This window comes from Hydrocarboniphaga daqingensis (assembly GCF_900129825.1).
In the GTDB taxonomy this organism is placed as follows: domain Bacteria; phylum Pseudomonadota; class Gammaproteobacteria; order Nevskiales; family Nevskiaceae; genus Hydrocarboniphaga; species Hydrocarboniphaga daqingensis.
Genome location: NZ_FQWZ01000001.1, coordinates 72792 through 95748, shown reverse-complemented (window position 1 = coordinate 95748; position 22957 = coordinate 72792). Strand labels below are relative to the sequence as shown.

The window sequence follows — 22957 nt, the reverse complement described above, 5'->3', positions numbered from 1 at the left end:
TCACACACTGGAGACGCGCCATGGCCACCGCTGCTGCACCTGCACCCGCTGCCGCTGAACCCAAAAAGAAAGGGATGTTGATCCCGATGCTGCTGTGCACCGTCGTCGCGGCAGCTGCGGCCGGCGGCGGCATGTACTTTTTCGCCAAGAAGTCGGGCTCGGCTCCCGCTGCGGCCGGCGAGCATGGTGCCCCCGCCAAGGCGGATGAGCATGGCGGCGGTCACGGCGGGGGCCACGGTGACGCGGGACCGGCGGCGGGCGCCGCACAGTACCTGCCGATCAGCCCGGCGATCGTCGTCAATCTCGATGACAACGTCACGATGCGCTACCTGTCGGTCGACATGGAGCTGATGTCCCGTACCTCGGCCGGCGTCGAAGCCGCCAAGCTGCATATGCCGCGCATCCGCAACACGCTGATGATGCTGTTTACGCAGCAGCGCTACGACGACATCGTCAGCCGTGATGGCAAGGAGACGCTGCAGAAGCGCTCGCTTGAGGCCGTTCAGGGCGTGCTGAAAGAAGAAACGGGCGATCCCCAGGTGTCCGGCCTGTACTTCACGAACTTCGTGATGCAATGAGCGCTCGCGAGCTGCTGTCGCAAGACGAAATCGACGCGCTGCTGCATGGCGTCGATTCCGGCGCGGTCGATACGACGCCGGCGCCGGCAGCGCCGAACGAGGCGCGCAACTATGACTTTGCCTCCCAGGACCGCATCGTCCGTGGCCGGCTACCGACGCTGGAGATGATCAACGAGCGCTTCGCGCGGCTGTTCCGTATCTCACTGTTCAACATGCTGCGGCGCACGCCCGAGTTGACCGTCATCGGCATCGAGATGCAGAAGTTCGCCGAATACACGCACAGCCTGTACGTGCCGACCAGCCTCAACGTGGTGAAGATCAAGCCGCTGAGGGGCAGTGCCTTGTTCATTTTTGAGCCCAAGCTGGTTTTCACGGTCGTCGACAACTTCTTCGGCGGCGATGGCCGCAATGCGATCAAGATCGAAGGTCGTGAATTCACACCGACTGAAAATCGTGTGATTCAACTGCTGCTCAAGCAGGTGTTCAGCGATCTGCGCGAGGCATGGTCGCCGGTGCTGGACTTGGACTTCGAATACCAGCAGTCCGAGGTCAACCCGCACTTCGCCAACATCGTCAGCCCGTCCGATATCGTCGTCGTATCGCGCTTCAAGATCGATCTGGAAGGCGGCTCCGGCCATCTGCACGTGACGATTCCGTATTCGATGATCGAGCCGATCCGCGACCAGCTCGATGCCGGCTTGCAGTCCGATCGCGCCGAACGCGACGAGCGTTGGACCGAGGCGCTTGAGCAGCAGATCAAGGACACCGAAGTCGATGTCGAAAGCCAGCTCGCCACGGCCACGATCAGCCTGCGCCAACTGATGAACCTGAAAGCCGGCGACGTGATCCCGATCAACATGCCCAAGACGGTCGATTTGTTTGTCGAAGATCTGCCCGTGTTTCGCGGCACCTTCGGTATCGCCAACGGCCGCAACGCAGTACGTGTCACCGACGTGATTCGTCGCGCCGCTCCCCTGAAACTTGCCATTGGACCTCGCCAGTGAACACACCGCTTTCCAACGGCGCGCCCGAACTGCCGCGCGCCAGCTTCCAGAACCTCACCAGCGATGCGGCCGCGACACGCCCCGATGGCGACGCCAGCCTCGACGTGATTCTCGATGTGTCGGTGACACTGTCGATGGAAGTGGGCCGCGCGCGCATCCCGATTCGTAACCTGTTGCAGCTCAATCCGGGCTCGGTCGTCGAGCTTGAGCGTGCCGCAGGCGAGCCGCTCGACGTCTACGTGAACGGAACCTTGATTGCCCACGGCGAAGTGGTCGTCATCAACGATCGCTTTGGTGTGCGGCTGACCGATGTCGTCAGCCCGACCGAACGCATCCGCAAGCTGCGTTGATCGGGACGTCGCTCGTGGAAACGACAAGCCTGATGCAGTCGCTGCTGAGCTTGGTGCTGGTCATCGCGGCGATCTTCGTGCTGGCTTGGCTATTGCGCCGCGTACAGAACCTGCGGCCCCGAACGGCTGGCGCGATGCGCGTGCACAGCGGCATCTCGGTCGGGCAGCGCGAGCGCGTGCTGTGGATTGAGGCCGGCGGTCAGCATCTGCTGATCGGGGTTGCACCCGGACGCGTCAACACGCTGCATGTGTTCGATACCGCGCCCGATGTTACGTGCGCCGAACCGACGCTGATGTCATCGCCGACACCGCCGAACTTCGGCGATCTACTGAAGAAAGCACTGGGACGGTCCGAGTGAAGATGTCGATCAGCTTCGGTATTGGTCGCGCTTGGCAACCATGGCTGCGTGGGTTGTCTGTGATGATGGCGCTGCTGCTGCCACTGGCGGCTAGCGCAGCGCCAGGTCTGCCGGCGCTGAACGTTACGCCGGCCGCTGGCGGTGGCCAGACGTACTCGCTGAGCGTGCAGACTCTGATCCTGATGACGGGCATCACGCTGCTGCCGGCCGCGCTGCTGATGATGAGTTCGTTCACGCGCATCATCGTCGTGCTCGGCCTGCTGCGTCAGGCGCTTGGTACCGGCAACACGCCGTCAAATCAGATTCTGCTGGGCTTGTCGCTGTTTCTGACGCTGTTCATCATGCAGCCGACGATGGACGCGATCTACGACACCGCGGCCAAGCCGTATCTGGACGGCACGATGGAGTTCGCGCCGGCGCTGGAGGCCGGGGTCAAGCCGCTGCGCACATTCATGCTGACGCAGACGCGCGAAGCTGACTTGATGACGTTTGCGCGCATCGCTGGCATGGAGCAGGGCTTCGAATCACCCGAGGCGGTGCCATTCCGGATCCTCGCTCCGGCGTTTATGACCAGCGAGCTCACGACGGCCTTCGAGATCGGCTTTCTGTTGTTCATCCCGTTCATCATCATCGACCTGATCGTATCCAGCGTGCTGATGAGCATGGGCATGATGATGCTGTCGCCGATGCTGATCTCGCTGCCGTTCAAGCTGATGCTGTTCGTGCTCGTCGACGGCTGGAGTCTGGTGATGGGGTCGCTGGCCGGGAGCTTCATCAAATGACGCCCGAAGAGGTCATGACCCAAGGTCAGCAGGCCTTGCAGCTGGCACTGTTGATCGGCGCGCCGATGCTGCTGGTAGCACTGGCGATCGGCTTACTGGTCGGCATGTTCCAGGCCGCGACGCAGATCAACGAAGCCACGCTGTCGTTCATCCCGAAAGTGGTGGCGATGGCCGCCGTGTTGGTGTTTCTCGGCCCATGGATGCTGCGCTTGCTGACCGAGTTCACACGCCGGCTGATCGAAAGCATTCCGTCGCTGATTCACTGATCCTTCGTCTGTGGACATCAGCGACGCGCAACTGCAGGCCTGGATTCAAGTCGCGCTGTTTCCTCTGGCGCGGATCGGTGGTGTGCTGATCAGCGCCCCGGTGATCGGCGACAAATCATCGCCGGGCCGCGTGCGGCTGATGTTCGCCCTGGTACTGACGATGATCGTCGTGCCGCTGTTGCCCGACATGCCGGTGCTACCGGCATTCACGGCAGCATGGTGGCTGCGCATGGCGCAGGAAACGCTGCTCGGCATCATGCTCGGCTTCGTGCTCAAGCTGGTGTTCGAGGCCGTCGTGCTCGGTGGTGAGTTGATCGGCAACAGCATGGGCCTGGGTTTTGCGCGGATGGCCGACCCGATTCGGGGCGCCGACGTGCCGGTGATCGGCAACTTTCTGCGCTTGCTGGCCACGCTGTTGTTCCTGGCGCTCGACGGTCATCTGCGTTTGATTGAGTTGCTGACCACCAGCTTCAAGGTTGCACCGGATGCTTCGGTGCTGCTCGGGCCACGTAGCTTTCAGACGATGGCCGAAAGCGGCGTCACGATGTTCGCGGCCGGTTTGTCGCTGGCGCTGCCGACGATGTCGGCCCTGCTGCTCGTCAACCTCGCGTTCGGCGTCATGAGCCGCTCGGCGCCGACGCTCAACGGTTTGTCGGTCGGCTTCCCGCTATCGCTCGCGGCGGGGCTGGTGTTGATGCAGATCGATCTGCCCAGCTTGCGCTTGGTGTTTGGCGCGCAGCTGGAGCAGGCCTGGATGTTCATGGCGCAAATGGCCGGCATAGGAGCGCTGCCATGACCGACAGCACGCAAGACAAAACCGAAAAAGCCACACCCAAGCGAGAACGCGAGTCACGCAAGAAGGGTCAAGTTGCACGCTCGCGCGAACTGTCGACGGCGCTGGTCGTCGCCGCATCGATGATCGCCATCATCGGCATGGGAGGGCACTTGGCGGGGCAGGGCTTGAGCCTGATGCGCGACAGCCTGAGCTTCGACGCGCGCCTGCTCGAAGATCCGACTCGCGTCGTCGGCTCGCTGTTCGTGCGCTTGCTCGACGCGATGCTGGCGATTGCGCCACTGCTCGGCGCCGCGCTGCTGGCGGCGTTGATCGCGCCGGCTTTAATTGGCGGTTGGAACTTCAGCGCCGAAGCGTTTCAGCCGCAGCTGTCGCGACTCAACCCGCTGAAAGGCTTGGCGCGCATGGTATCGGCGACCGCCTTGGTCGAACTGGGCAAGAGCCTGCTGAAATTCACCGTGATCGGCACCGTGGGCTGGGCTTACATCTGGGGCCATCGCGACCAGTTGATGCGGCTGGCGATGCTGGATTTGAATCAAGCCATCGCCCAAGCGGTGTCGCTGAGCCTGTGGTGCGTCATCTGGATGACCGGCGCGCTGATCGTCGTGGCGATGGTCGACGCGCCGTACCAGTGGTGGAAGCACAACAAAGAGCTGCGCATGACCAAGAAGGAAGTGCGCGATGAAATGAAGGAATCCGACGGCCGCCCCGAAGTAAAGGCTCGTATCCGTCAGCTGCAGCACCAGATGTCGCGCGCCGGCATGATGGAAAAAGTCCCGACCGCCGACGTCGTCATCACCAACCCGACGCATTACGCGGTGGCGATCCGCTACACCGCCGGCAAGATGCGCGCGCCGGTCGTCGTCGCCAAAGGTGCCGGCGTGATCGCCGCGGCGATCCGCGAACTGGCCACCCAGAGCAAAGTCCCGCTGGTATCAGCGCCGCCGCTGGCGCGCGCGCTGTATCGCAGCGTCGACCTCGACCAGGAAATCCCCAGCGATCTGTACAAGGCCGTCGCGGCGGTGCTGACCTATCTCTACCAGCTGCGCAAAGGCCTGCTGCGCACGCAGCCGGCCTTCAACGACCCAGTGCCCGGCGGCGAGCTGGATGCGGAGTGAGAGCGCCGGCTGGTGGCGGTGATCGTTTAAACGTTGAACCGGAAATGCAGCACGTCGCCTTCCTTGACGATGTAGTCCTTGCCTTCAAGCCGCCATTTGCCGGCTTCCTTGGCGCCAGATTCGCCCTTGTAGCTGATGTAGTCGGCGTAGCTGATCGTCTCGGCGCGGATGAAGCCTTTTTCGAAATCGGTGTGGATCACGCCGGCCGCTTGCGGGGCGGTGGCGCCGACCTTGACGGTCCACGCTCGGACTTCTTGTACGCCGGCGGTGAAGTAGGTTTGCAGGCCGAGCAGGTTGTACGCGGCGCGGATCACGCGATTCAGGCCGGGCTCTTCCAGGCCCAAGTCTTTCAGGAAGTCGATTTTGTCGGCTTCGTCGAGCTGCGCGATCTCGGCTTCGATTGCCGCGCATACCGGCACCACTTCGGCGTGCTCGCGGGCCGCGAGTTCGCGCACCGCCTTCAGGTATTCGTTCTCGACCGACAGGCCGGCTTCATCGACGTTGGCGATGTACAGCAGCGGCTTGGCGGTGATCAGGTGCAGGTCGCGGATCGTCGCCTTCTGGTCGGCGTCGAGGCCGAGTGCGCGCACCGGCAGCGCCTGGTCGAGCTGCGCGATGCACAGCTTCAGCACTTCGAGCCTTGCCTGGGCGGCCTTGTCGCCGGTCTTGGCGACTTTGGCGGCGCGGTCGGCGGCGCGGGTCACGCTGTCGAGGTCGGCCAGCGCCAGTTCGGTGTTGATGATGCCGATGTCGCGGATCGGATCGACACCGCCGGCGACATGGATGATGTCGTCGTTGGCGAAGCAGCGCGTCACGTGCGTGATCGCGTCGGTCTCGCGGATGTGGCTCAGGAACTGGTTGCCCAGGCCTTCACCCTTGCTGGCGCCGGCGACCAGGCCGGCGATGTCGACGAATTCCACCGCCGCCGGCAGGATGCGCTGCGGCTTGACGATGGCGGCCAGCGCGTCGAGGCGCGGGTCGGGGACGCCGACGACGCCGACATTGGGCTCGATGGTGCAGAACGGGTAGTTTTCCGCTGCGATCTGCGCCTTGGTCAGCGCGTTGAAGAGGGTGGACTTGCCGACGTTAGGCAGGCCGACGATGCCGCATTTGATGCCCAAGGGAGATTCCTGTTTGTGGCGGTGACGCGTCACGTGCGATGCCGGGCATCGCACTCGGGGTTTGGCTTGTACCAGCGCAGCAGCGGGTGCTAAACAGGCTTTCGGTCTCGATCTATCACCATTCCGGAGAGCCCATGCGACCGTCAGCTGAGACAGTGCGCCGTATTATCCTCGTTTTTGCGTGCCGGTTCGGTGCCGCGTTGCTATTGACGTTTGGCGTGCTGGTGCCCGCGCAGGCGCAGTCGGCTTATTCGCTGCAACTCGAGATCGGGTGGCAGGGTCGCAGCTTCAAGGTGGCGCCGACGGTTGTCGGCGTCGTCGACCGCGTCGAGCTGATCGTCGAGCCAATCGGCAGCTTGCGCGCCTACGGCCGCGCGGTGGCGCTGCCGGGTGTCGACGGCCAAGTGATGCTCGATCTGCAGGTCTATCAGCTGCGCAAAGGCAGCTTGCTGCAGCTGACCTCGTTCACGATGCCCTCGTTCCTCGGCACGACCAACAGCAGCGAAACGGTCACCGTCGACGGCCCCTTGCTGGTGCGTGCCTATGTGGACGTGGCCGCGGCCGGTGCTGGCGCCGTACCGGGCTCGCCCGCGCCGCCACCGCCCGCGCCGGCCCCGCGGGCCACGCAGACGCCGCTGACGCTCGACGCGCCGGTCAAGCCTCGACCGCTGGCGATACCGCCGCCACCGCCGCCGCCCGCCGAGTAAGGCCGGGCAGGGCGCCTAGCCCGACGTGTGCAGTTGTTGCAGGCCCTTGTCCCAGCCTTTGCCGGCGGGGTCGGCCAGCCAGGTCTCGACGGCGTCGAGCGATCGCGCCAGGCCATCGAATATCGCCGTCTCGTCGGCCTTCGACGGCCTGCCGAGCACGTAGTCGAGCACCAGATTCTTGTCGCCCGGATGGCCGATGCCGACGCGCAGGCGCCGATAAGCCTCGCCCTGGGACTTGTGGATGTCGCGCAGGCCGTTGTGCCCACCGTGCCCGCCGCCCAGCTTCAGGCGCATCGCGCCGGCTGGCAGGTCCAGCTCGTCGTGGGCGATCAGCAGCTGGTCCGGCGTCAGCTTGTAGAAGTGCGCGAGCGCGGCGACCGCTTGGCCGCTGCGGTTCATGAATGTGGTCGGTTTGAGCAGCAGCACGTCGATGCCGCTGATCTTGACGCGCGCGGTGGCGCCGAAGAACTTCGATTCACTCCGGAAACTGCCGCGATGGCGGTCGGCCACCAAGTCAGCGAACCAGAAGCCTGCGTTGTGGCGGGTGCGCTCGTATTCGGCGCCGGGATTACCGAGGCCGACGATCGCGATTTGACTGAGTTTGCTGGGGATTTCTGGCATGGCGCAAAACTAACAAAAAAGCCCCGCCGGTGAGGGCGGGGCTTGTGCAGACCGGGCCGATCGCAGCCCGCGTCGGCGGTCTTACTTCTTCTTGGCCGGAGCGGCCGGCTTGGCAGCCGGAGCCGCCTTGCCGCCCTTGGCATCGGCAGCCTTCTGCGCCGTCGCCGGCACTTCGGCGGCTTCGGCAGCGGGCTCTTCTTCGATCGCGCGCGGCAGATGGATCGCGACGACCGCCTGGTCGTTGCCGTGCTTGAGTTCGACCAGCTCGACGCCGGCCGGCAGCGCGATCTGCGACAGATGGATCGACTCGTTGAGGTTCAGGCCCGACACGTCGATCTCGAAGTATTCCGGCAGGTTGGCCGGCAGCGCTTCGATTTCGACGTCGTTGAGCAGATGCTCAACCATGCCGCCACCGGTCTTGACGCCCGGGGCCACGTCGGCGCCCTTGAAGTGCAGCGGCACGCGGATGCGCAGCGCCACGTCGGCGAGCACGCGCTGCAGGTCCATATGCAGAACGGCTTCACGCACCGGGTGACGGTGCAGGTCCTTGAGCACGACCTGCTCGGACTCTTCGCCGATCTTCAGCGTCAGGATCGCCGAGTAGAACGCCTCGTGCTTGAGGTGCTTCCACAGCTCGTTGTGGTTGACGGAGATCATCTTCGGCTCGGACTTGCCGCCGTAGACGATGGCCGGGACGCGACCCGCGTGGCGCAGACGGCGGCTCGCACCCGTTCCCTGCTCCGTACGCGGTTCGGCTTCAATCGTGAATTTCTGTTTCATGGTGTTCTCTAGGTAATACCGCAATGGACAACCACGCCGGCCGCGACCAGTCGGCGAGGGGCGCGCATTGTACTGACCGGGCGGGTCGATTGCGACCGGGCTTGACCTTTGCCCCCGAGCCGGCAGGCTATGCCGCTCCCTGGTCCCGGCGACGCCCTTGCGCATCCTGCTGATAGAAGACGACGCGATGATCGGCGATGGCCTGCGGCTCGACCTGCGCCGGCGTGGCCACGTGATCGACTGGGTACGCAGCGCGCCTGACGCGCTGACGGCCATCGCGGCGCAGGACTACGAGCTGCTCTTGCTCGACCTGGGGCTGCCCGGTGGCGACGGCCTGGACGTGCTGCGCCAGCTGCGCGCGCGCGGCTCGAGCGTGCCGGTGCTGATCCTGACCGCGCGCGAGGCCGTGATGACCAAGGTCGCCTGCCTGGATGCCGGCGCCGACGACTATCTGGTCAAGCCATTCGACCCGGACGAGCTGGCAGCGCGCATCCGCGTGCTGCAGCGGCGCCGCGCGGGCGCTGCCGGGCCGGTCATCGAACATCGCGGCCTGACGCTGGATCCGGCCACGCATGGCGTCAGCCGCGACGGCCAGCCGCTGCATCTGTCGCCGCGCGAATACGCGATCCTGCAGGCCCTGATCGAGCGGCCCGGCCAAGTGCTGTCGCGCGGTCAGCTCGAAGACCGGCTGTATGGCTGGGACGACGCCGTCGACAGCAACGCGGTCGAGGTGCACTTGAGCGGACTGCGCAAGAAGCTGCCAGCCGGAACGATCCAGAACGTACGCGGCATCGGCTGGCGGCTGGCGCCATGAGCTCGCTGCGCGCGCGCTTGCTGCTGTGGCTGACTGGCGCGCTGCTGCTGGTCGGCATCGCGGTCGGCGTCGGCCTGTACCACCGGGCACTTGATGAAGCCGACCGGGTGTTCGACGAGCAGCTGCAGGAAACCGCGCTGGCGCTGCGCGACCGCAGCTTCCTGCCGACGTCGCCGACCTACGGCGAGCGCGAGGCAGCGGCCGATCTGGTCGTCCAAGTGTGGAGCTTGACCGGTGTGCGCGTGTACTCGTCGCAGCGCTACGCCAGCATGCCGGGCCTGACCACGCTTGGGTTTTCCAGCGTCAAGACGCCCGACGCGCATTGGCGCGTCTATGGCCTGCAGACGCCGTTCAACGTGATCCAGGTTGCGCAGCCGATGCGGGTACGCGAGTCGCGTGCGGCGCGGCTGGCCTTGCGCCTGCTGGCCCCGCTGGCGCTGGCCTTGCCGATGTTGGGCTTGATCATCTGGCTCACCGTGGGCCGCGCGCTGCGACCGCTGCGCAGCCTCGCCGACGAAGTCGGTGCGCGACCGGCTCGCGAGCTGGCGCCGTTGCCGGTCAGGCCGCTGCCGGACGAAGTGCAGCCGCTGGTCACGGCGCTGAACGATCTGTTGGCGCGCCTCGCGGCGCTTCGCGATCGCGAGCGCCGCTTCATCGCCGATGCCGCACACGAGCTGCGCACGCCGCTGACCGCGTTGCGCCTGCAGCTGCGCGGACTGGACGCGGCCAGCGACGACGAGCGCCGCGATGCGGCGCATGCGCTGGGCGCCGGCATCGATCGCGCGGCGCGCTTGGTCGAGCAAATGCTGGTGATGGCACGGCAGGACGCGCCGGAATCGCGCGCCGCCGCGTGGTCGCCGCTGCAACTGGCCGAGCTGGCGCGCGAGGTCATCGCCGACCTGCTGCCCACCGCCGATGCGCGACAGATCGAGCTGGGCCTGAGCGCCGATGACGAGGGCGCGATACACGGCGATGCCGATGGCCTGCGCGCGCTGCTGCGCAACCTGATCGACAACGCGCTTCGCTATGCACCGGAGTTGTCGCAGGTCGAGATCGTCGTCGAGCGCATCGCCGGCGCGGTACAGCTGCGCGTCATCGACCAAGGCCCCGGCATCCCAGCCGACGAGCGTGGCCGCGTATTCGACCGCTTCTACCGCGTCGCCGGCAGCGCAGCCGGCGGCAGCGGCCTGGGGCTGGCGATCGTCCGCAGCATCGCCGACGCCCACGGCGCCAGCGTGGAACTGGGCGAAGGGCCGGACGGGCGAGGGCTGCAGGTCAGCGTCCGATTCGGCGATTCGGCCCGACCGGAAGAAAACCTCTAGGGATTCGCTGCCGCGCCACTTCAAAAACGCGCGGCGCGCAGCGGCGGTAGGCGGCTTTCAATCGGCTTACTCCCATCTTGCGGTCTAGACCTGCCGACCGATTATCGCGCCACTCTAATGACCCACCGAAACCTGCGCAGGTCAGGCCGCTAAGGCGAATGCCTCGGCGGGTGCTTTCATCTTCAGCGCCTGATGCGGGCGCCGATGGTTGTAGAACGCGATCCAGTTACTGATCAGTCGGCTGGCATGCTGCAGGGTTTCGAAGCGATGCCGGTGCACGCATTGCTCCTTCAGCGATCGGATCACACGCTCCACCATGCCGTTCTGCTGTGGGCAGTGCGGCGTGATGAATTCCTGCTTCAGACCGTAGCTGCGAACCAGCGCCGTGTAGTGCCGACTCGTGAAGACCAAGCCATTGTCGGATCGCAGTAGAAACGGCACCGGAACGCGCCCCAGGGTCCCGAACCGAGCGATCAGCGCTTGCTCCAGGGCAGCACTGGCCGTCGTTGCACGGCCCGTGCGTGACAGATGCCAGCCCAGCAGCTCGCGTGTGTGGCAATCGATGACCACCGCCAAGCTCGCCCAGCCGTCCCGGCCTGCCCAAACGCGGCACAAGTCGGTTGCCCAGCGCTGATTCGGCGCCTGCGCCTTCGATGGCAAAGCTTCGACTCGCGGCCGACGACCAATCGGCCGCCTCGACGACGAACGCCGGGGCTTCGGCTTCCGCTTCACGGCGCCAGCGGGTCAGCAGATTGGCGCCGTTACCCAGCTCACGCGCCACCTGCGCACAGTTAATACCAGGCTGTTGGACTTGCTCGACAGCCCCTTGCTTGAACTGCGAACTGAACTTCCTTCTCTTCGACATGAACACTCCTTGCGGCTAGTCTCGGCCTTCTCGAAAGTGTCCGTGAAAACGGGGTAGAACCCGGCGGCTGTTACGCAGATTGATTGAGCCTCGCATTCGGTCGCCCCAGCCCCCAATACCATTCATTGTCTTAAGCGGAGCCCAAATGACTGAAGTTGAGAATCTGCTCAATCAGCTACTCGCAAAGATGACCGAAGTAGCGTCTTCGCTGGAGGAGATTTCTGGGAAGCTCGAGAATCTCAACGGGACCTACAGCCTTGATGACGTAGTTGCCAAGTTAGATGAGGTCACTAGTGACATCGTTGGCGGCACGGGGTACAACCTGACAGACTTGCATGGTGAATTGACGAACATCACCTCAGAGTTGTCGACCATTAACACGACGCTGATGATGAAGGACTAACTCAATTCTTAGGCATTTTCGATTCGCTGCCTCGACGCAGCCGAGAGTCGACGAATCCCGAATAGGCGCGCAACCTCCACGGGATCAGCGACCTCGTCTCTGGCGATCCGGATCTCATCGAGGTGGATATCTTCGATCGGACGAATCTCCTCCGGTCGCGTTGGCGACCGAGCGATATTCCAAGATTCACGTTGAGCACTGTCTAACCAGACAAATTGGCCGCCGCCATCCTCTTGATCAATCAGATAGTGCATGCCCGCTACCGACATGACCCGATCGCGGATGACACGGCCCGCGCGTTGAAACCCGTGTGCACGGGCAACACGCTGTACGAGCTGGCGCTCAGCAATTGGGGCCTCCTTCGCCAGCACGTAGTCGATGAGCGCGGTCAGGGTCGCGTCATACCCAGGGTCGTAGAAAAGATCTGGATTAGCCAAAACTGATAGGCGCGAGAAATCCGCGACTACGTAGCGGTCCTTCCGGTCGGATCGAGCGATGAATCCTTCCGCTGCAGCAGAGTCAGGGTCGCTGAACGGCAGCGCAGTCGCGGACTCTGGCTGTGCAGCAGGCTCAGGACCGTCCGCAATCGGGTTGACATCGATGCCCGCCCCGATTGCCTGAGCGCGCGCCTCATCAGCCTCGCGCTCGAGTTGCTGACGAGCTTCCTGCTCGGCACGGGCTTCCGCTTCACGAAGGGTGCGCTCCTGTACAGCCAACCGATCCGCCGCGAGCGTCTCCTCGATCTTCGCGTGCAAGATGTCCGTTGCGCGCTGCTTGTCGATCCACCAGTCGGTCGACCAGACTCGTATCAGCGACCAACCCAGCCCCTTGAGGATCGAAGCGCGCACCTTGTCGCGATCTCGCGCGGTCGCTGCACTGTGATAGGTCGCGCCATCACATTCGATACCAACCAAGAAGTCGCCCGGGCGATCCGGGTGAACAAGACCCATGTCGATGCGGAACTTCGACACGCCTACTTGAGGTATGAGCGTCCAGCCTCGGTCGCGAAGCGCAGCGGTCACCGCTTCTTCGAAGGGCGAATCGGCCGCACCCATGGAACCCTTATTCGCCTCAGCCAGCGCGCGCGGGCCGCGGTCTGCGTACTCGATGAAGGCTTTCAGGTCGCGCACCCCCTCAGCAGAAGTGCGCGTGAGATCGATCATGCCGGGGTCGAAGGAACTAAAGACCTTCATTTCTCTGCGAGCGCGCGTTACGGCGACATTGAGACGCCGCCATCCGCCGTTCGCGTTCAGCTTCCCGAAGGTCATCGACATCGTGGTTCCGCTAGGAACGGTTGGGCCGAAGTTGATGCCGAGCAGGATCAGATCGCGTTCGTCACCCTGCACCGTCTCGAGGTTACGGATGCAGACCGGCTCAAGCCGCGTGTCCGCGTCGAAGTGGGGTTCGATCTCGGGGTAAATTCGGCGAGCACGGTCTAGAAGATCCTCGACCAACCGCATCTGCTCCGCGTTCATCGTGATGATGCCGAGCGACAGGGGATTCCCGCGATCGTCAACGAAGCTGGGATCGCGAAGCCGCCTCACTGCCTCGTCGACGAGAGCTTGTGCTTCGACCGGGTTGGTTCGTGCACCAGGGGTGTAGACGCCTTGAACTCGCTCCCATGTAACGGCGCTAGGGCGGGTCTCCGGGGCCGGGAAGGTGACGAGTTGGCTGCCGTAATAGCGAGTGTTCGAGAAGCAGATCAAGCTCTCGTGGCGACTGCGGTAGTGCCAGTCGAGACTATGCTTCGGCACACCGGCCGCGAGACATTCATCGAGAATGCTCGGCATATCCGGCGTGGTGTCATCGTCTGCAGGTGCGCCGCCGGCGGCTCGTGCAAAGTCGTTGCTTGGCGGCATCTGCCGGGGGTCGCCAGCGATGATCACTCGCTTGCCGCGGGCCATTGCTCCGATCGCGTCCCATGGCGGGATCTGCGAAGCCTCGTCGAAAATCACGAGGTCGAACATGGCCTGATTGGCGGGAAGGTACTGGGCGATCGACAGCGGGCTCATCAGCATGCACGGGGCAAGCCGGGTGAAGGCGTCGCCCATCTCAGCCGCGAGCTTGCGTATCGGCATGCTCGGTTTTTGCAGCTGAAGCTGATGCTTCAGCGTGCCGTAGCCATCTTTCTTCCCGACCACGTTCTTGTCAGGAATCTGGCCGCACAGCTTCGCTCGGATGTAGCGGGACGCAAGATCGCTCATCCGGTCATCGAGCACGCGGAATCGCTCGATTCGGTCTTCATGCTCCCCGGACATGAAATCCCTCAGCAGCGGCTCCTCGTCGATCCGGCCGAAGGCGAACCAGCGGGCATAGGCAGCCTCAAAGACCTCCAGAACGCGGTTGGCAGAGACCTGCCCGCTTTCAAGACCCACCACAATCGAGGCCATATCAGCCTGCATCGCCTCCATCCGGACGCGGCGCCACGCTGTCCAATCCCGCAGTCGACGGCCGTTTTTCGAGATTTGGTCCGCGCGGGCCCGAAGCGCATCGAGGTCCGGGCTATCGACGCCTCCTGCTAGTCGGGTGAAGTCAGTCAGGATCGTGTCGAAATGGTCTAGCGCCTGGCGTAGACGAAGCGCAGCTACCGCAACGGGACCCTCAGCACCCAGGATCTCGTTGGCCTCGAAAACGAGTGTCGAGGTCGCACCGCGCATCGCGAGGAGCGCCTCCGGGCTGTCGGCTTCGGCTGCGATCGCGGAGCGGAGCTTTTCGCCAAGCTGTATCGCGTACTCAATCTGAGCACCGTCAGAAGACAGGCCCGCCCATCCGGGGATACCAGAAGCCAGAGGCGCAAGCGTGTCGAGTCGCGTCAGCACATCACGCATGGCGCCGAGCCGAGGAAGATCGGCAGCGGGGTTCACCGGTGCGCTAACGCCGCCAGCATCCGCCAGCGAGCGCGCAACCTTCTTCTGTGCAAGCTTGGCTAAGAACCAGAACTTCGTCCCAGCCTCCGCGTATGCCTTTTTGAATCCATCGAGGTCGACTCGGCGGGCCGCTTCTGCAACGTACGGTGCGCTTAGGGCCGCCTCGTCCCGCCGGTATGCGTCGGCGAGCTTGGCCGACTCGCGAGCCGCTGCGACGCGCTCTGACAAGTCTGGTGCGAAGGCAAATCGGACATCCTTCCCATGGAAGCCGAGGCACAGCTCCACAAACCGAAGGAGCCGAGCCATTCCCTGCTGATCAGCCGCGGCAATCGGGAGCTTAGTCACCGCTGCCAGCTTGTCTCGTGCCTGCTCGACTGCATCGAGTGCGCTCGGAATCCGTCGGGAGGCATCGACGATCTGTTCCTGCCACTCGTTGGTCCAGTCGCTACGCGTTACCCCTTCAAGGTCTTGCGATAGGCCTTCAACCGACTTGTAGGCAATTCCGAGCCTGCGAATGATATCCCGGAAGGCGTCCATCTGATCCGAGGAGTGCCTGGCACCACGGGGGAACTCAAGCTTAGGAAACCGATCAGCGTCGTCTCGAACGGTTTGGCCAATCGCGCGATGAATCGACCAACCGTTGGGCTCTCGTCGATGCAGGAGAGACACCACGCTGTTGAGCTCGTCCCGAAGGCGCTTCGATTCGCCGGCCTCGCGCATCCATTCAGCCTCGGAAAGCGTCTCGCGTGCTGTCCAGGCCCTGTCAAGCTGCTTGAGGACAGCGGTCTTCGTCGCTTTGGCTGAATGAAGTTCCAGACAGAAAGGTGCAAGGCCCTTGTCAGCAAGGCGCCGCTGCACCACGTCCAGCGCAGCGCGCTTCTCGGCGACGAAGAGAACGCGGCGACCAAGCGCCAGGTTGTGGGCGATGATGTTTGCGATGGTCTGCGACTTGCCAGTGCCGGGCGGCCCATCCAGAACGAAGTCTCGATCCTCAGCGGACGCGACGACAGCAGCCAACTGAGAGCTGTCAGCCGGGAGGGGTGTGAACAGCTGCGCCGGGTCAATCTTCTGATCAAGGGAATCGGGATGTGGGAAGTTGCCCTTGTCGATGTCGACCGACCCATCACGCTCGATCAGGTGCCTCACGACAGGGCTGTCCTTGAGCTGGTCAGCGCGGTCAACAAGATCACGCCACATCAGGTACTTCGCGAATGAGAACGTGCCTATGGCGACGTCCGGGACTACTTCGAATCCTGGAATGTCCTTGATGCGCGACCGAACGATGGCCCAGACCCCCTCGACGTCGATGCCACTGTAGTCCTTCGGCAACTCACCCTCGAGAGCGGGGAGCTCAAGCTCAAAGTCCTGACGGAGCAACTCCAGCAGGGTCAGGTTGAAGCGAGGCTCGTCTTCGTGAGCGACTATCGTCACACCCGCCATCGCATTGCGGCGCTCGAGGCGGATAGGAAGCAGGATCAGCGGCGCACGGTAGGCATTGTCGTCCGTGGCCAGCTTCTTCCATTTCAGGAAGCCGAGGGCGAGGAACAACGTATTCGAGCCGCCCTCCTCCATGTCGGAGCGCGCCTTGCGATAGAGCTCAATGAGTGCTGCGTCGAGCGCGTCCTTACCCATATCGGATAGCACCTCGCCGCGGCGCATCGCCTGATTGGCAACCTCATCTCGCAGGCTGCTACGGGTCTGCTGTCTGTAAGTCTCCTCATCGCGCCCACCAACGCCGAGATCGGGAAGCGGGATGATGCGGACCTTCTTGCCGGTGGCCAGCAGGTCCTCCAGCGATCCTGGATCGGGGCAGAGAAGCCGGACAACACTTTTAGTCGCACGGTGACTGAGTAGGTTGTTGCTCGTCGTCAAATTGAGGAGCTTGCGCTGCCATTGCAACACGCGCCCGGAAGCTGTCGGAGCATCATCAGGGGCATCGATATCGAAACCGGGCAGTCGCGGCGCTGTTTCGAGGCCTTCGGAGAAGACGGGGGCTTCCTCGCTCTGTACGCCTTCGCTGCGAACGGCAACCCCCAACGGACGAATCTTCTGCATGCGGGCGCGTCGAATGTCGATCGCCGCGTGAAAATTGGCTTCGTTCGCTTCTTCAAGCTGCCTTGAAGCCTCAGCGATCGCTTGGCTGAACGACGCCGGCGGGCTCTGGGTGGCGAGAGTGGTCTCGAACAGGATCATGTCCTTCACATCGATACGGCGTCGCAGCGCCGCGGCTTCTTCGACGACGAGCGTCGTGAACTCGATCGGTTGAAGCCAAACACCGACGAAGGCGTGGCCCTTCGTGAGCACGATCAGCGGGTTAAAGCTCGCCTGCTCAAGTGCGGCCGCAAAGAGCAGTGCGGTGTCTAGGCACGTCGCTATTCGGCCATCCAGGATCTGCGAAGGCGTCCGAACCTTCTGGCCTTGGACCTCAAAACTCGCTGGCGGCAGCGAATAGGATAGGCGAAGGCCCCCAATGGCAGCCCAGATTGCAGACGCGAACTCCCAAGCCCGTTCGCGCGACTGAGCGGTATAGCCGTCGATTGCATCCGGGCGCCCAGAACGGCGAAGCACCTCGGACGCCGCCTTGAGTACGCGGTCCACTGCGGGGTCGTTGGGCATGACAAAGGCCGGCAGCAGCTCCGACATCGTGCCTGCGCCTCCCCACTGATTGTGTGCGAGGAGCTCAACCTGATAGTGGGCTTCGGCGAGGAGGACGCCGTCCTTCGATCGAAGAGAGAGCTTGAGCGTGCCGAAAAGACTCTCCGTGAGCCCTTGCAGCAGCGTGGCATTAAGGGGCACGTTGCGATCGTTGATCGGCAGCGTGTCGCCGGCGGACATAAGGTCGAGGCGCCAAGTTTTTTCACCGACGAACGGGGGATCCGCCGAGACAACCAAGGTCATCGATTCTTCGGATCCCTCGTCTAGCGCTGAAACGCGAAGCTCTCGGATTATGGGGACAGCATTCTGATGTGTTGCGAAGCCAATCTTCGCTGCGACAACAGCTTCTACCTTCCAAGTCACAAATCTCTCCGTCGATCCTGCTCAGCTATCGGTTGACATCACCAAAAGCGATTGAGTTGGACATACTGGTCTTAGCTTCTGTGGCAAACAGAAAAGTACAAAATTTTTCTTGCTTACATCTGTTGTGGTTTCAACAATGCCTGGCCGTGCCTCAACATCAACGAATGCAAATCAGCAAAACATCGGGTTAAGCATTCTGTTAGCCAGCTGTGCTCATCCCTTCCAATGTCTGGCACTTGCCCCACTGCTGCTCGGGTGAGGAGTAGGCATCGAGCGACGGTGAACTTCCCCAAGATTCCCTCTGCCGGTCTTATCGTTAAAGGCAGAGACCTCGCTGTTGCCAGCAGACACAAAAGGAATATCGAGGCGAGCAGCGCAGTCGAGCGCCTGCTGAGTGCCATGCGCTTTGACGAATATCGCCTTCTTCGCTGCGGTCAGCGCCAGCGGGATGTGGCGGCTGTCTAGCTGTCGACGCTCGATGACGCTGTCATTGGTGGACGATACCTGTCGACGAATCTGCATGGTTTCATCCCAGCCGGCCTTGCGCAGGGCGAGTGTGATGAATTTCACACTGATGTCGTCTACGCTTAATCCGTTCTGCCCGCCCATGCGCGGTTCCGATCCCTGACTGGCTCGCACGGGTCGCATGGGGCGATATAGCGGCTCCCGCGACGCTCATAAATTACCCCTTTCTGGGCTTGAGCTCGGTTCTCAAATGCTTCACGCGAACTTTCCGCGAGGGCATCCCGATGTGCTGACCTTGGGCGATGGGTGTTCGCTTCCAAGTTACAAAAGGATGCAAACGGCGCCGTGCGCTCTTAACGGTTTCTTAAGTCTGGCCGCGCAATCTGCTGTTCGTCCCGGGACCGACGGTCCCGTCCAACGAATGGAGATTCACGATGGCCTTGCAAAGCTTTGTGCGTAAACCCCTGGCCGCGGCGCTGATCGGCGCGGCGGCGGTTGGCCTGCCGGCATCAGCCTTGTTTGCGATGGGTCGGGAGACCACCGCGCCGACGGTGCCGGTCGCCGCGCCGGTGCCGCAGGCGTCCAATGTCGTCGGCCGCGCGGCCTTGCCCGACTTCAGCGCGATGGTTCGCGCCTATGGCCCGGCCGTGGTCAACATCGCCACCAAGGGCAATGTGAAGACGTCGGCGCGCGGCGGCCTGCCGCGCGGCTTCCCTGGCTTTGGCGGTGGTGATGGCGACGATCCGTTTTCGCAGTTCTTCCGTCAGTTTCCGCAGCAGCAGGCGCCGGATCAGATCACGCGCGGCGAAGGCTCGGGCTTCATTGTCGGGTCTGACGGTGTGATCCTGACCAATGCCCATGTCGTGGCCGACGCCAAGGAAGTGACCGTCAAGCTGACCGATCGGCGCGAGTTCACGGCCAAGGTGATCGGCCAGGACGCCACCAGCGATGTCGCGGTGTTGAAGATCGATGCGCGCGATCTGCCGACGGTGAAGATCGGTGACCCAGCGCAGTTGCAGGTCGGTGAGTGGGTCGTGGCGATCGGCAGCCCGTTCGGCTTCGAAAACACCGTGACGCAGGGCATCGTCAGCGCCAAGGGCCGCACGCTGCCCGACGGCTCCTACGTGCCGTTCCTGCAGACCGACGTGGCGATCAATCCCGGTAATTCCGGCGGCCCGCTGTTCAACCTCGACGGCGAAGTGGTCGGCATCAACTCGCAGATCTACACGCGCAGCGGCGGCTTCCAGGGCGTCAGCTTTTCGATCCCGATCGACGTGGCGATGAACGTCGGCAAGCAGTTGCAGACCACCGGCCGCGTCACGCGCGGCAAGCTCGGTGTGACGATCCAGGGCGTCAATCAGGATCTCGCCAAGAGCTTTGGCCTGGACAAGCCGCGCGGCGCGCTGGTCGCCAACGTCGAGAAGGGCAGCGCGGCCGACCGCGCGGGTTTGGAACCGGGTGATGTGATCGTCAAGCTCAATGACACGCCGATCGACGACACCGTGCAGTTGCCGGCGGCCGTGGCGCAGATGGCGCCGGGCAGCAAGATCGAACTGACCGTGTGGCGCGACGGACGCGAGAAAACGCTCAGCGCCAAGCTCGACACGATGGGCGACCGCGACGTGGCCAGCGCCGACGACGATGCGGCGGGCAACAGCGCGCAGAACGCGGGCAAGCTGGGCCTGGCCGTGCGCCCGTTGACCCCGGAAGAACGCAAGCAGGTCGAGGTCAGTGGTGGGTTGCTGGTGCAGGACGTCGCAGCGGCAGCGGCTGACGCCGGCATCCGTCCGGGCGACATCGTGCTGTCGGCCAATGGCAAGCCGGTCGATAGCGTCAAGCAGTTGCGGGAGGCGACGGCCAAGGCCGACCGCAATATCGCGCTGCTGATCCAGCGCGGTGACTCGCGGATTTTCGTGCCGCTCGACTTGGGCTGATCGGCGCAGCACGCGCCAATTGCGCCCGCCCCGGACGCAAACCTCGCGGTTTGCCCGGGGCGGGTTTTTGTTGCTTAGTCGAGGTACAGCGAGCTGACCGATTCTTCGGCGCTGACGCGGCGGATGGTTTCGGCGAGCAGGCCGCCGATCGACAGCTGACGGATCTTGGGGCAGGCGGCCGCTTCGGCCGTCAGCGGGATCGTGTCGGTGACCACCAGCTTGTCGATCCGCGAGTTGGTGATGTTGCTGATCGCTGCGCCCGACAGCACCGGGTGCGTGACGTAGGCGACCACGGCGATCGCACCGGCATCCTTCAGCGCGCCGGCGGCCTGGCCGAGCGTACCGGCGGTGTCGACGAGGTCGTCGACCAGCACGCAGGTCTTGCCGCGCACGTCGCCGATGATGTTCATCACCTTGGCTTCGTTCGGACGCGGACGGCGCTTGTCGATGATCGCGAGGTCCGCATCGTCGAGCCGCTTGGCGACCGCGCGGGCGCGCACCACGCCGCCAACATCGGGGCTGACGACGATCAGGTTTTCGTACTTCTGGCGCCAGATGTCGCCGAGCAACACCGGGCTGGCGTAGACGTTGTCGACCGGGATGTCGAAGAAGCCCTGAATCTGGTCGGCGTGCAGGTCGACGGTGAGCACGCGGTTGGCGCCGCATTCGCCGATCATGTCGGCGCAGACCTTGGCGCTGATCGGCACGCGCGCACTGCGCGGGCGGCGATCCTGGCGCGCGTAGCCGAAGTACGGCACGACCGCGGTGATGCGCTGCGCCGACGCGCGCTTGAGCGCGTCGAGCATCATCACCAGCTCCATGAAGTTGTCATTGGTCGGCGCGCAGGTCGGCTGGATCACGAACACGTCCTTGCCGCGGACGTTCTCCAGAATCTCGACCTGGACTTCCCCGTCGGAGAACCGGCTGACGGCGGCCTTGCCTAGAGGGATGCGCATGTAGTTGGCGATTTCACGGGCCAACTGCGGGTTGGCGTTGCCCGTAAAGAGCATCAACTGACTGTCGGCCATGGGGCGATTCTCGTGGCTAGGCGCGGCTGGGAGGGATGCGGCTGGGCGGTGTAGCGGATCTAAAGCGGGCTGGAGCGGATGGATTCGAACCCATTGAGTGAGTCGGGATCAAAACCCGCTTTGGCTTTCCTCTGAAACTGCCTGGTGAAACTGGCTGGGGCGGATGGATTCGAACCACCGAATGACGGGATCAAAACCCGCTGCCTTACCACTTGGCTACGCCCCAATGAACTGGTTTTTGTCTGAGCCGGGGCTCAGAGGCCGCGCATTATATCCGCGAGTGGCGAACGATTCAGCCCGCGCGCAATAAAAGCTTGCCATTGCGCCGGAACCTCGTGGCGTATGGCTTCGGCCTGCTTAATCGTATCGCAAGCGATGAAGCATGAGGCACCGGTGCCCGACATTCTGGCGATGCCGTGGCCCGCAAGCCAGTCAAGTACCTCGCCGACTTCGGGGTGCAGCGCGCGCGTGACCGGCTCGCAGTCGTTGCCGACCACGCCGCTGCGAAATGCCTGCAGGTCGACCAGCGGGGTGTCGCGGCGCAGGTCGGGCGAGGCAAACACCGCAGCAGTGGACACCGACAGCGGCGGGGTGACGACCAGGTACCAGGGCTCGGGCAGGTCGATCGGCCACAGTCGCTCGCCGACGCCTTCGGCCCAAGCCGCATGAGCCCGAACGAACACCGGCACGTCGGCGCCCAAGCGCAGGCCCAGTTCAGCGATTTCGTCGAACGGCAGGCCCAGGTTCCAGATGCGGTTCAGCGCCACCAGCGTGGTGGCGGCATTGCTTGATCCGCCACCGAGGCCGCCGCCGATGGGGATGCGCTTGTCGACGCGGATGTCGGCGCCCAGACCGGCACCGCTGACCTCGCTGAGCAGCCGCGCAGCGCGCACGACCAGATCGCGATCGGCTGGGATTTCGTCGGGTCCCTCGACGCGTCGGCAGACCCCGTCGCCGCGCGGGACGAAGTACAGCAGGTCGCAGTAGTCGAGGAACTGAAAGACCGTCTGCAGCTCGTGATAGCCATCGCGACGGCGTCCGGTCACATGCAGGAACAGATTCAGCTTTGCCGGTGCGGGCCAGGCTGTATCGACCGCGAAGGGGTGGGTCAGCGAATCGCGGGTGTGGGGGGCAGCTCGTCCCATTGATCGATCAGTAGTTTGAGCTTCACGCGGCCATTGTCGGCCTCGAAGCGACGAGGCAGATCGTAACCGTTCTGCTGCTGATACTCCGTGTAATGCAGCTGCCAGCCGCTTTGCGTCAGCGTTGCCAGCCGGCCGCGATCGTCCAGCACAGAGTCGGCGGCGACGTCGGGGATCGGCAGGCCCAGCGCCCAGTGGCGCAGGCCGGTGATCGGCAGCGTCCAGCCGTAGCGGGCGCGAATCCAGCCTTCGGGGTCGGACGTGTACTGGCTGCCGTCGCTGTTGCGAACTTCGACGCCGGCCGCATTGCCACGCAACTCCACGGCGCCTGCACCGAACGGCCCCGACAGACGCAGCTCGTACTGCCCGTCATTCGATTCGCGCCAGCGCAGATCGGCGCGCAGCCCCAGCTCGGCGCTGGTGACGCGCCCCGACATCAGGAATGCGTCGATCTCCCGCAACTGCGCCTGCCGCATCCGCCACTGCGTGGCGACGTCGCCGGTCGTTGATGGCGAACGCGCCGGCGCCTCGCCGCCGGTTGTAACGCAAGCGCTGCTGCCGGCTGTCAGCAGTAGCGCTGCCAGCGTGTTGCGCAGCCGCCCCAGGCGCTGCATGCCCGC

Annotated in this window: 22 protein-coding genes, 1 tRNA gene and 1 pseudogene; 13 read left to right on the top strand and 11 right to left on the bottom strand. The window is 63.9% G+C overall.

Features of this window, described 5'->3' with window-relative positions; all coding sequences use genetic code 11:
• The first annotated feature begins 20 nt into the window (after nucleotides 1-20).
• From BUB09_RS00390 to flhB, 8 genes are read left to right on the top strand one after another with little or no spacing between them, the layout of a single operon-like run.
• The gene (locus BUB09_RS00390; RefSeq protein WP_072892738.1) at nucleotides 21-578 is read left to right on the top strand and encodes a flagellar basal body-associated FliL family protein; all 558 of its coding nucleotides are present in this window, start codon (nucleotides 21-23) and stop codon (nucleotides 576-578) included.
• Complete coding sequence (gene fliM, locus BUB09_RS00385; protein WP_072892737.1) at nucleotides 575-1582, top strand: flagellar motor switch protein FliM; 1008 nt, start codon at nucleotides 575-577, stop codon at nucleotides 1580-1582. The genes BUB09_RS00390 and fliM overlap by 4 nt, the downstream gene beginning before the upstream one ends.
• On the top strand, nucleotides 1579-1932 hold the full coding sequence (gene fliN / locus BUB09_RS00380; RefSeq protein ID WP_072892736.1) for a flagellar motor switch protein FliN: 354 nt from the start codon (nucleotides 1579-1581) through the stop codon (nucleotides 1930-1932). Before fliM ends, fliN begins: the two co-directional genes overlap by 4 nt.
• A 14-nt stretch (nucleotides 1933-1946) precedes the next feature.
• Entirely contained in the window at nucleotides 1947-2291 is a 345-nt protein-coding gene (gene fliO, locus BUB09_RS00375; protein ID WP_139250046.1) for a flagellar biosynthetic protein FliO, read from the top strand.
• Nucleotides 2292-2293: 2 nt separating this feature from the next.
• The gene (gene fliP, locus BUB09_RS00370; protein ID WP_084083044.1) at nucleotides 2294-3073 is read left to right on the top strand and encodes a flagellar type III secretion system pore protein FliP; all 780 of its coding nucleotides are present in this window, start codon (nucleotides 2294-2296) and stop codon (nucleotides 3071-3073) included.
• Nucleotides 3070-3339, top strand: a complete 270-nt coding sequence (gene fliQ, locus BUB09_RS00365; protein ID WP_072892731.1) for a flagellar biosynthesis protein FliQ — start codon at nucleotides 3070-3072, stop codon at nucleotides 3337-3339. Before fliP ends, fliQ begins: the two co-directional genes overlap by 4 nt.
• A gap of 10 nt (nucleotides 3340-3349) precedes the next feature.
• Nucleotides 3350-4135: a flagellar biosynthetic protein FliR gene (gene fliR, locus BUB09_RS00360; RefSeq protein ID WP_072892722.1), complete on the top strand. Its 786-nt coding sequence runs from the start codon at nucleotides 3350-3352 to the stop codon at nucleotides 4133-4135.
• Nucleotides 4132-5250, top strand: coding sequence for a flagellar biosynthesis protein FlhB (flhB, locus tag BUB09_RS00355; RefSeq protein ID WP_072892715.1), 1119 nt, complete (start codon nucleotides 4132-4134; stop codon nucleotides 5248-5250). Before fliR ends, flhB begins: the two co-directional genes overlap by 4 nt.
• Before the next feature lie 26 nt (nucleotides 5251-5276).
• Here flhB and ychF read toward each other — a convergent pair whose 3' ends face one another.
• Nucleotides 5277-6371, bottom strand: a complete 1095-nt coding sequence (gene ychF / locus BUB09_RS00350; protein ID WP_072892713.1) for a redox-regulated ATPase YchF — start codon at nucleotides 6369-6371, stop codon at nucleotides 5277-5279.
• A gap of 200 nt (nucleotides 6372-6571) precedes the next feature.
• Here ychF and BUB09_RS00345 point away from each other — a divergent pair, with 200 nt between their 5' ends.
• Nucleotides 6572-7078, top strand: coding sequence for a hypothetical protein (locus BUB09_RS00345; protein ID WP_139250045.1), 507 nt, complete (start codon nucleotides 6572-6574; stop codon nucleotides 7076-7078).
• A gap of 15 nt (nucleotides 7079-7093) precedes the next feature.
• On the opposite strand, the gene pth is transcribed toward BUB09_RS00345, so the two are convergent.
• Together pth and BUB09_RS00335 are read right to left on the bottom strand one after the other, a co-directional pair.
• On the bottom strand, nucleotides 7094-7699 hold the full coding sequence (gene pth / locus BUB09_RS00340; protein ID WP_072892709.1) for an aminoacyl-tRNA hydrolase: 606 nt from the start codon (nucleotides 7697-7699) through the stop codon (nucleotides 7094-7096).
• Between the two features lie 81 nt (nucleotides 7700-7780).
• A complete protein-coding gene (locus BUB09_RS00335) occupies nucleotides 7781-8479 on the bottom strand; it encodes a 50S ribosomal protein L25/general stress protein Ctc (protein ID WP_072892707.1) in 699 nt (232 codons plus the stop codon).
• Nucleotides 8480-8636: 157 nt separating this feature from the next.
• Between BUB09_RS00335 and BUB09_RS00330 the strand changes: the two genes are divergently transcribed.
• A complete protein-coding gene (locus tag BUB09_RS00330; RefSeq protein ID WP_072892705.1) occupies nucleotides 8637-9293 on the top strand; it encodes a response regulator in 657 nt (218 codons plus the stop codon).
• On the top strand, nucleotides 9290-10615 hold the full coding sequence (locus BUB09_RS00325; RefSeq protein WP_072892704.1) for an ATP-binding protein: 1326 nt from the start codon (nucleotides 9290-9292) through the stop codon (nucleotides 10613-10615). Before BUB09_RS00330 ends, BUB09_RS00325 begins: the two co-directional genes overlap by 4 nt.
• A gap of 141 nt (nucleotides 10616-10756) precedes the next feature.
• On the opposite strand, the gene BUB09_RS00320 is transcribed toward BUB09_RS00325, so the two are convergent.
• Nucleotides 10757-11347 (bottom strand): IS3 family transposase, encoded by a 591-nt coding sequence (locus tag BUB09_RS00320; protein WP_072892703.1) that lies wholly within the window; start codon nucleotides 11345-11347, stop codon nucleotides 10757-10759.
• Nucleotides 11331-11480 (bottom strand): annotated as a pseudogene (locus tag BUB09_RS00315) (transposase); the annotation flags it as partial. The pseudogene BUB09_RS00315 and the gene BUB09_RS00320, both read right to left, overlap by 17 nt.
• A 145-nt stretch (nucleotides 11481-11625) precedes the next feature.
• Between BUB09_RS00315 and BUB09_RS00310 the strand changes: the two are divergent.
• The gene (locus tag BUB09_RS00310; protein WP_072892702.1) at nucleotides 11626-11883 is read left to right on the top strand and encodes a hypothetical protein; all 258 of its coding nucleotides are present in this window, start codon (nucleotides 11626-11628) and stop codon (nucleotides 11881-11883) included.
• Nucleotides 11884-11891: 8 nt separating this feature from the next.
• Here BUB09_RS00310 and proA read toward each other — a convergent pair whose 3' ends face one another.
• Both proA and BUB09_RS00300 read right to left on the bottom strand, forming a co-directional pair.
• On the bottom strand, nucleotides 11892-17768 hold the full coding sequence (proA, locus tag BUB09_RS00305) for an anti-phage protein ProA (protein WP_072892701.1): 5877 nt from the start codon (nucleotides 17766-17768) through the stop codon (nucleotides 11892-11894).
• A gap of 213 nt (nucleotides 17769-17981) precedes the next feature.
• Nucleotides 17982-18377, bottom strand: coding sequence for a hypothetical protein (locus BUB09_RS00300; protein WP_072892700.1), 396 nt, complete (start codon nucleotides 18375-18377; stop codon nucleotides 17982-17984).
• A 290-nt stretch (nucleotides 18378-18667) separates the two neighbouring features.
• Here BUB09_RS00300 and BUB09_RS00295 point away from each other — a divergent pair, with 290 nt between their 5' ends.
• Entirely contained in the window at nucleotides 18668-20167 is a 1500-nt protein-coding gene (locus tag BUB09_RS00295; RefSeq protein WP_072892699.1) for a Do family serine endopeptidase, read from the top strand.
• Between the two features lie 74 nt (nucleotides 20168-20241).
• Here the strand turns inward: BUB09_RS00295 and BUB09_RS00290 are convergent, their stop codons facing one another.
• From BUB09_RS00290 to lolB, 4 genes are all read right to left on the bottom strand, one after another.
• The gene (locus BUB09_RS00290) at nucleotides 20242-21195 is read right to left on the bottom strand and encodes a ribose-phosphate diphosphokinase (RefSeq protein ID WP_072892698.1); all 954 of its coding nucleotides are present in this window, start codon (nucleotides 21193-21195) and stop codon (nucleotides 20242-20244) included.
• A gap of 151 nt (nucleotides 21196-21346) precedes the next feature.
• Nucleotides 21347-21421, bottom strand: a tRNA-Gln gene (locus BUB09_RS00285).
• Nucleotides 21422-21449: 28 nt separating this feature from the next.
• A complete protein-coding gene (gene ispE / locus BUB09_RS00280) occupies nucleotides 21450-22340 on the bottom strand; it encodes a 4-(cytidine 5'-diphospho)-2-C-methyl-D-erythritol kinase (RefSeq protein WP_084083042.1) in 891 nt (296 codons plus the stop codon).
• Nucleotides 22304-22951: a lipoprotein insertase outer membrane protein LolB gene (gene lolB / locus BUB09_RS00275; RefSeq protein WP_072892697.1), complete on the bottom strand. Its 648-nt coding sequence runs from the start codon at nucleotides 22949-22951 to the stop codon at nucleotides 22304-22306. Before lolB ends, ispE begins: the two co-directional genes overlap by 37 nt.
• Nucleotides 22952-22957 lie beyond the last annotated feature (6 nt).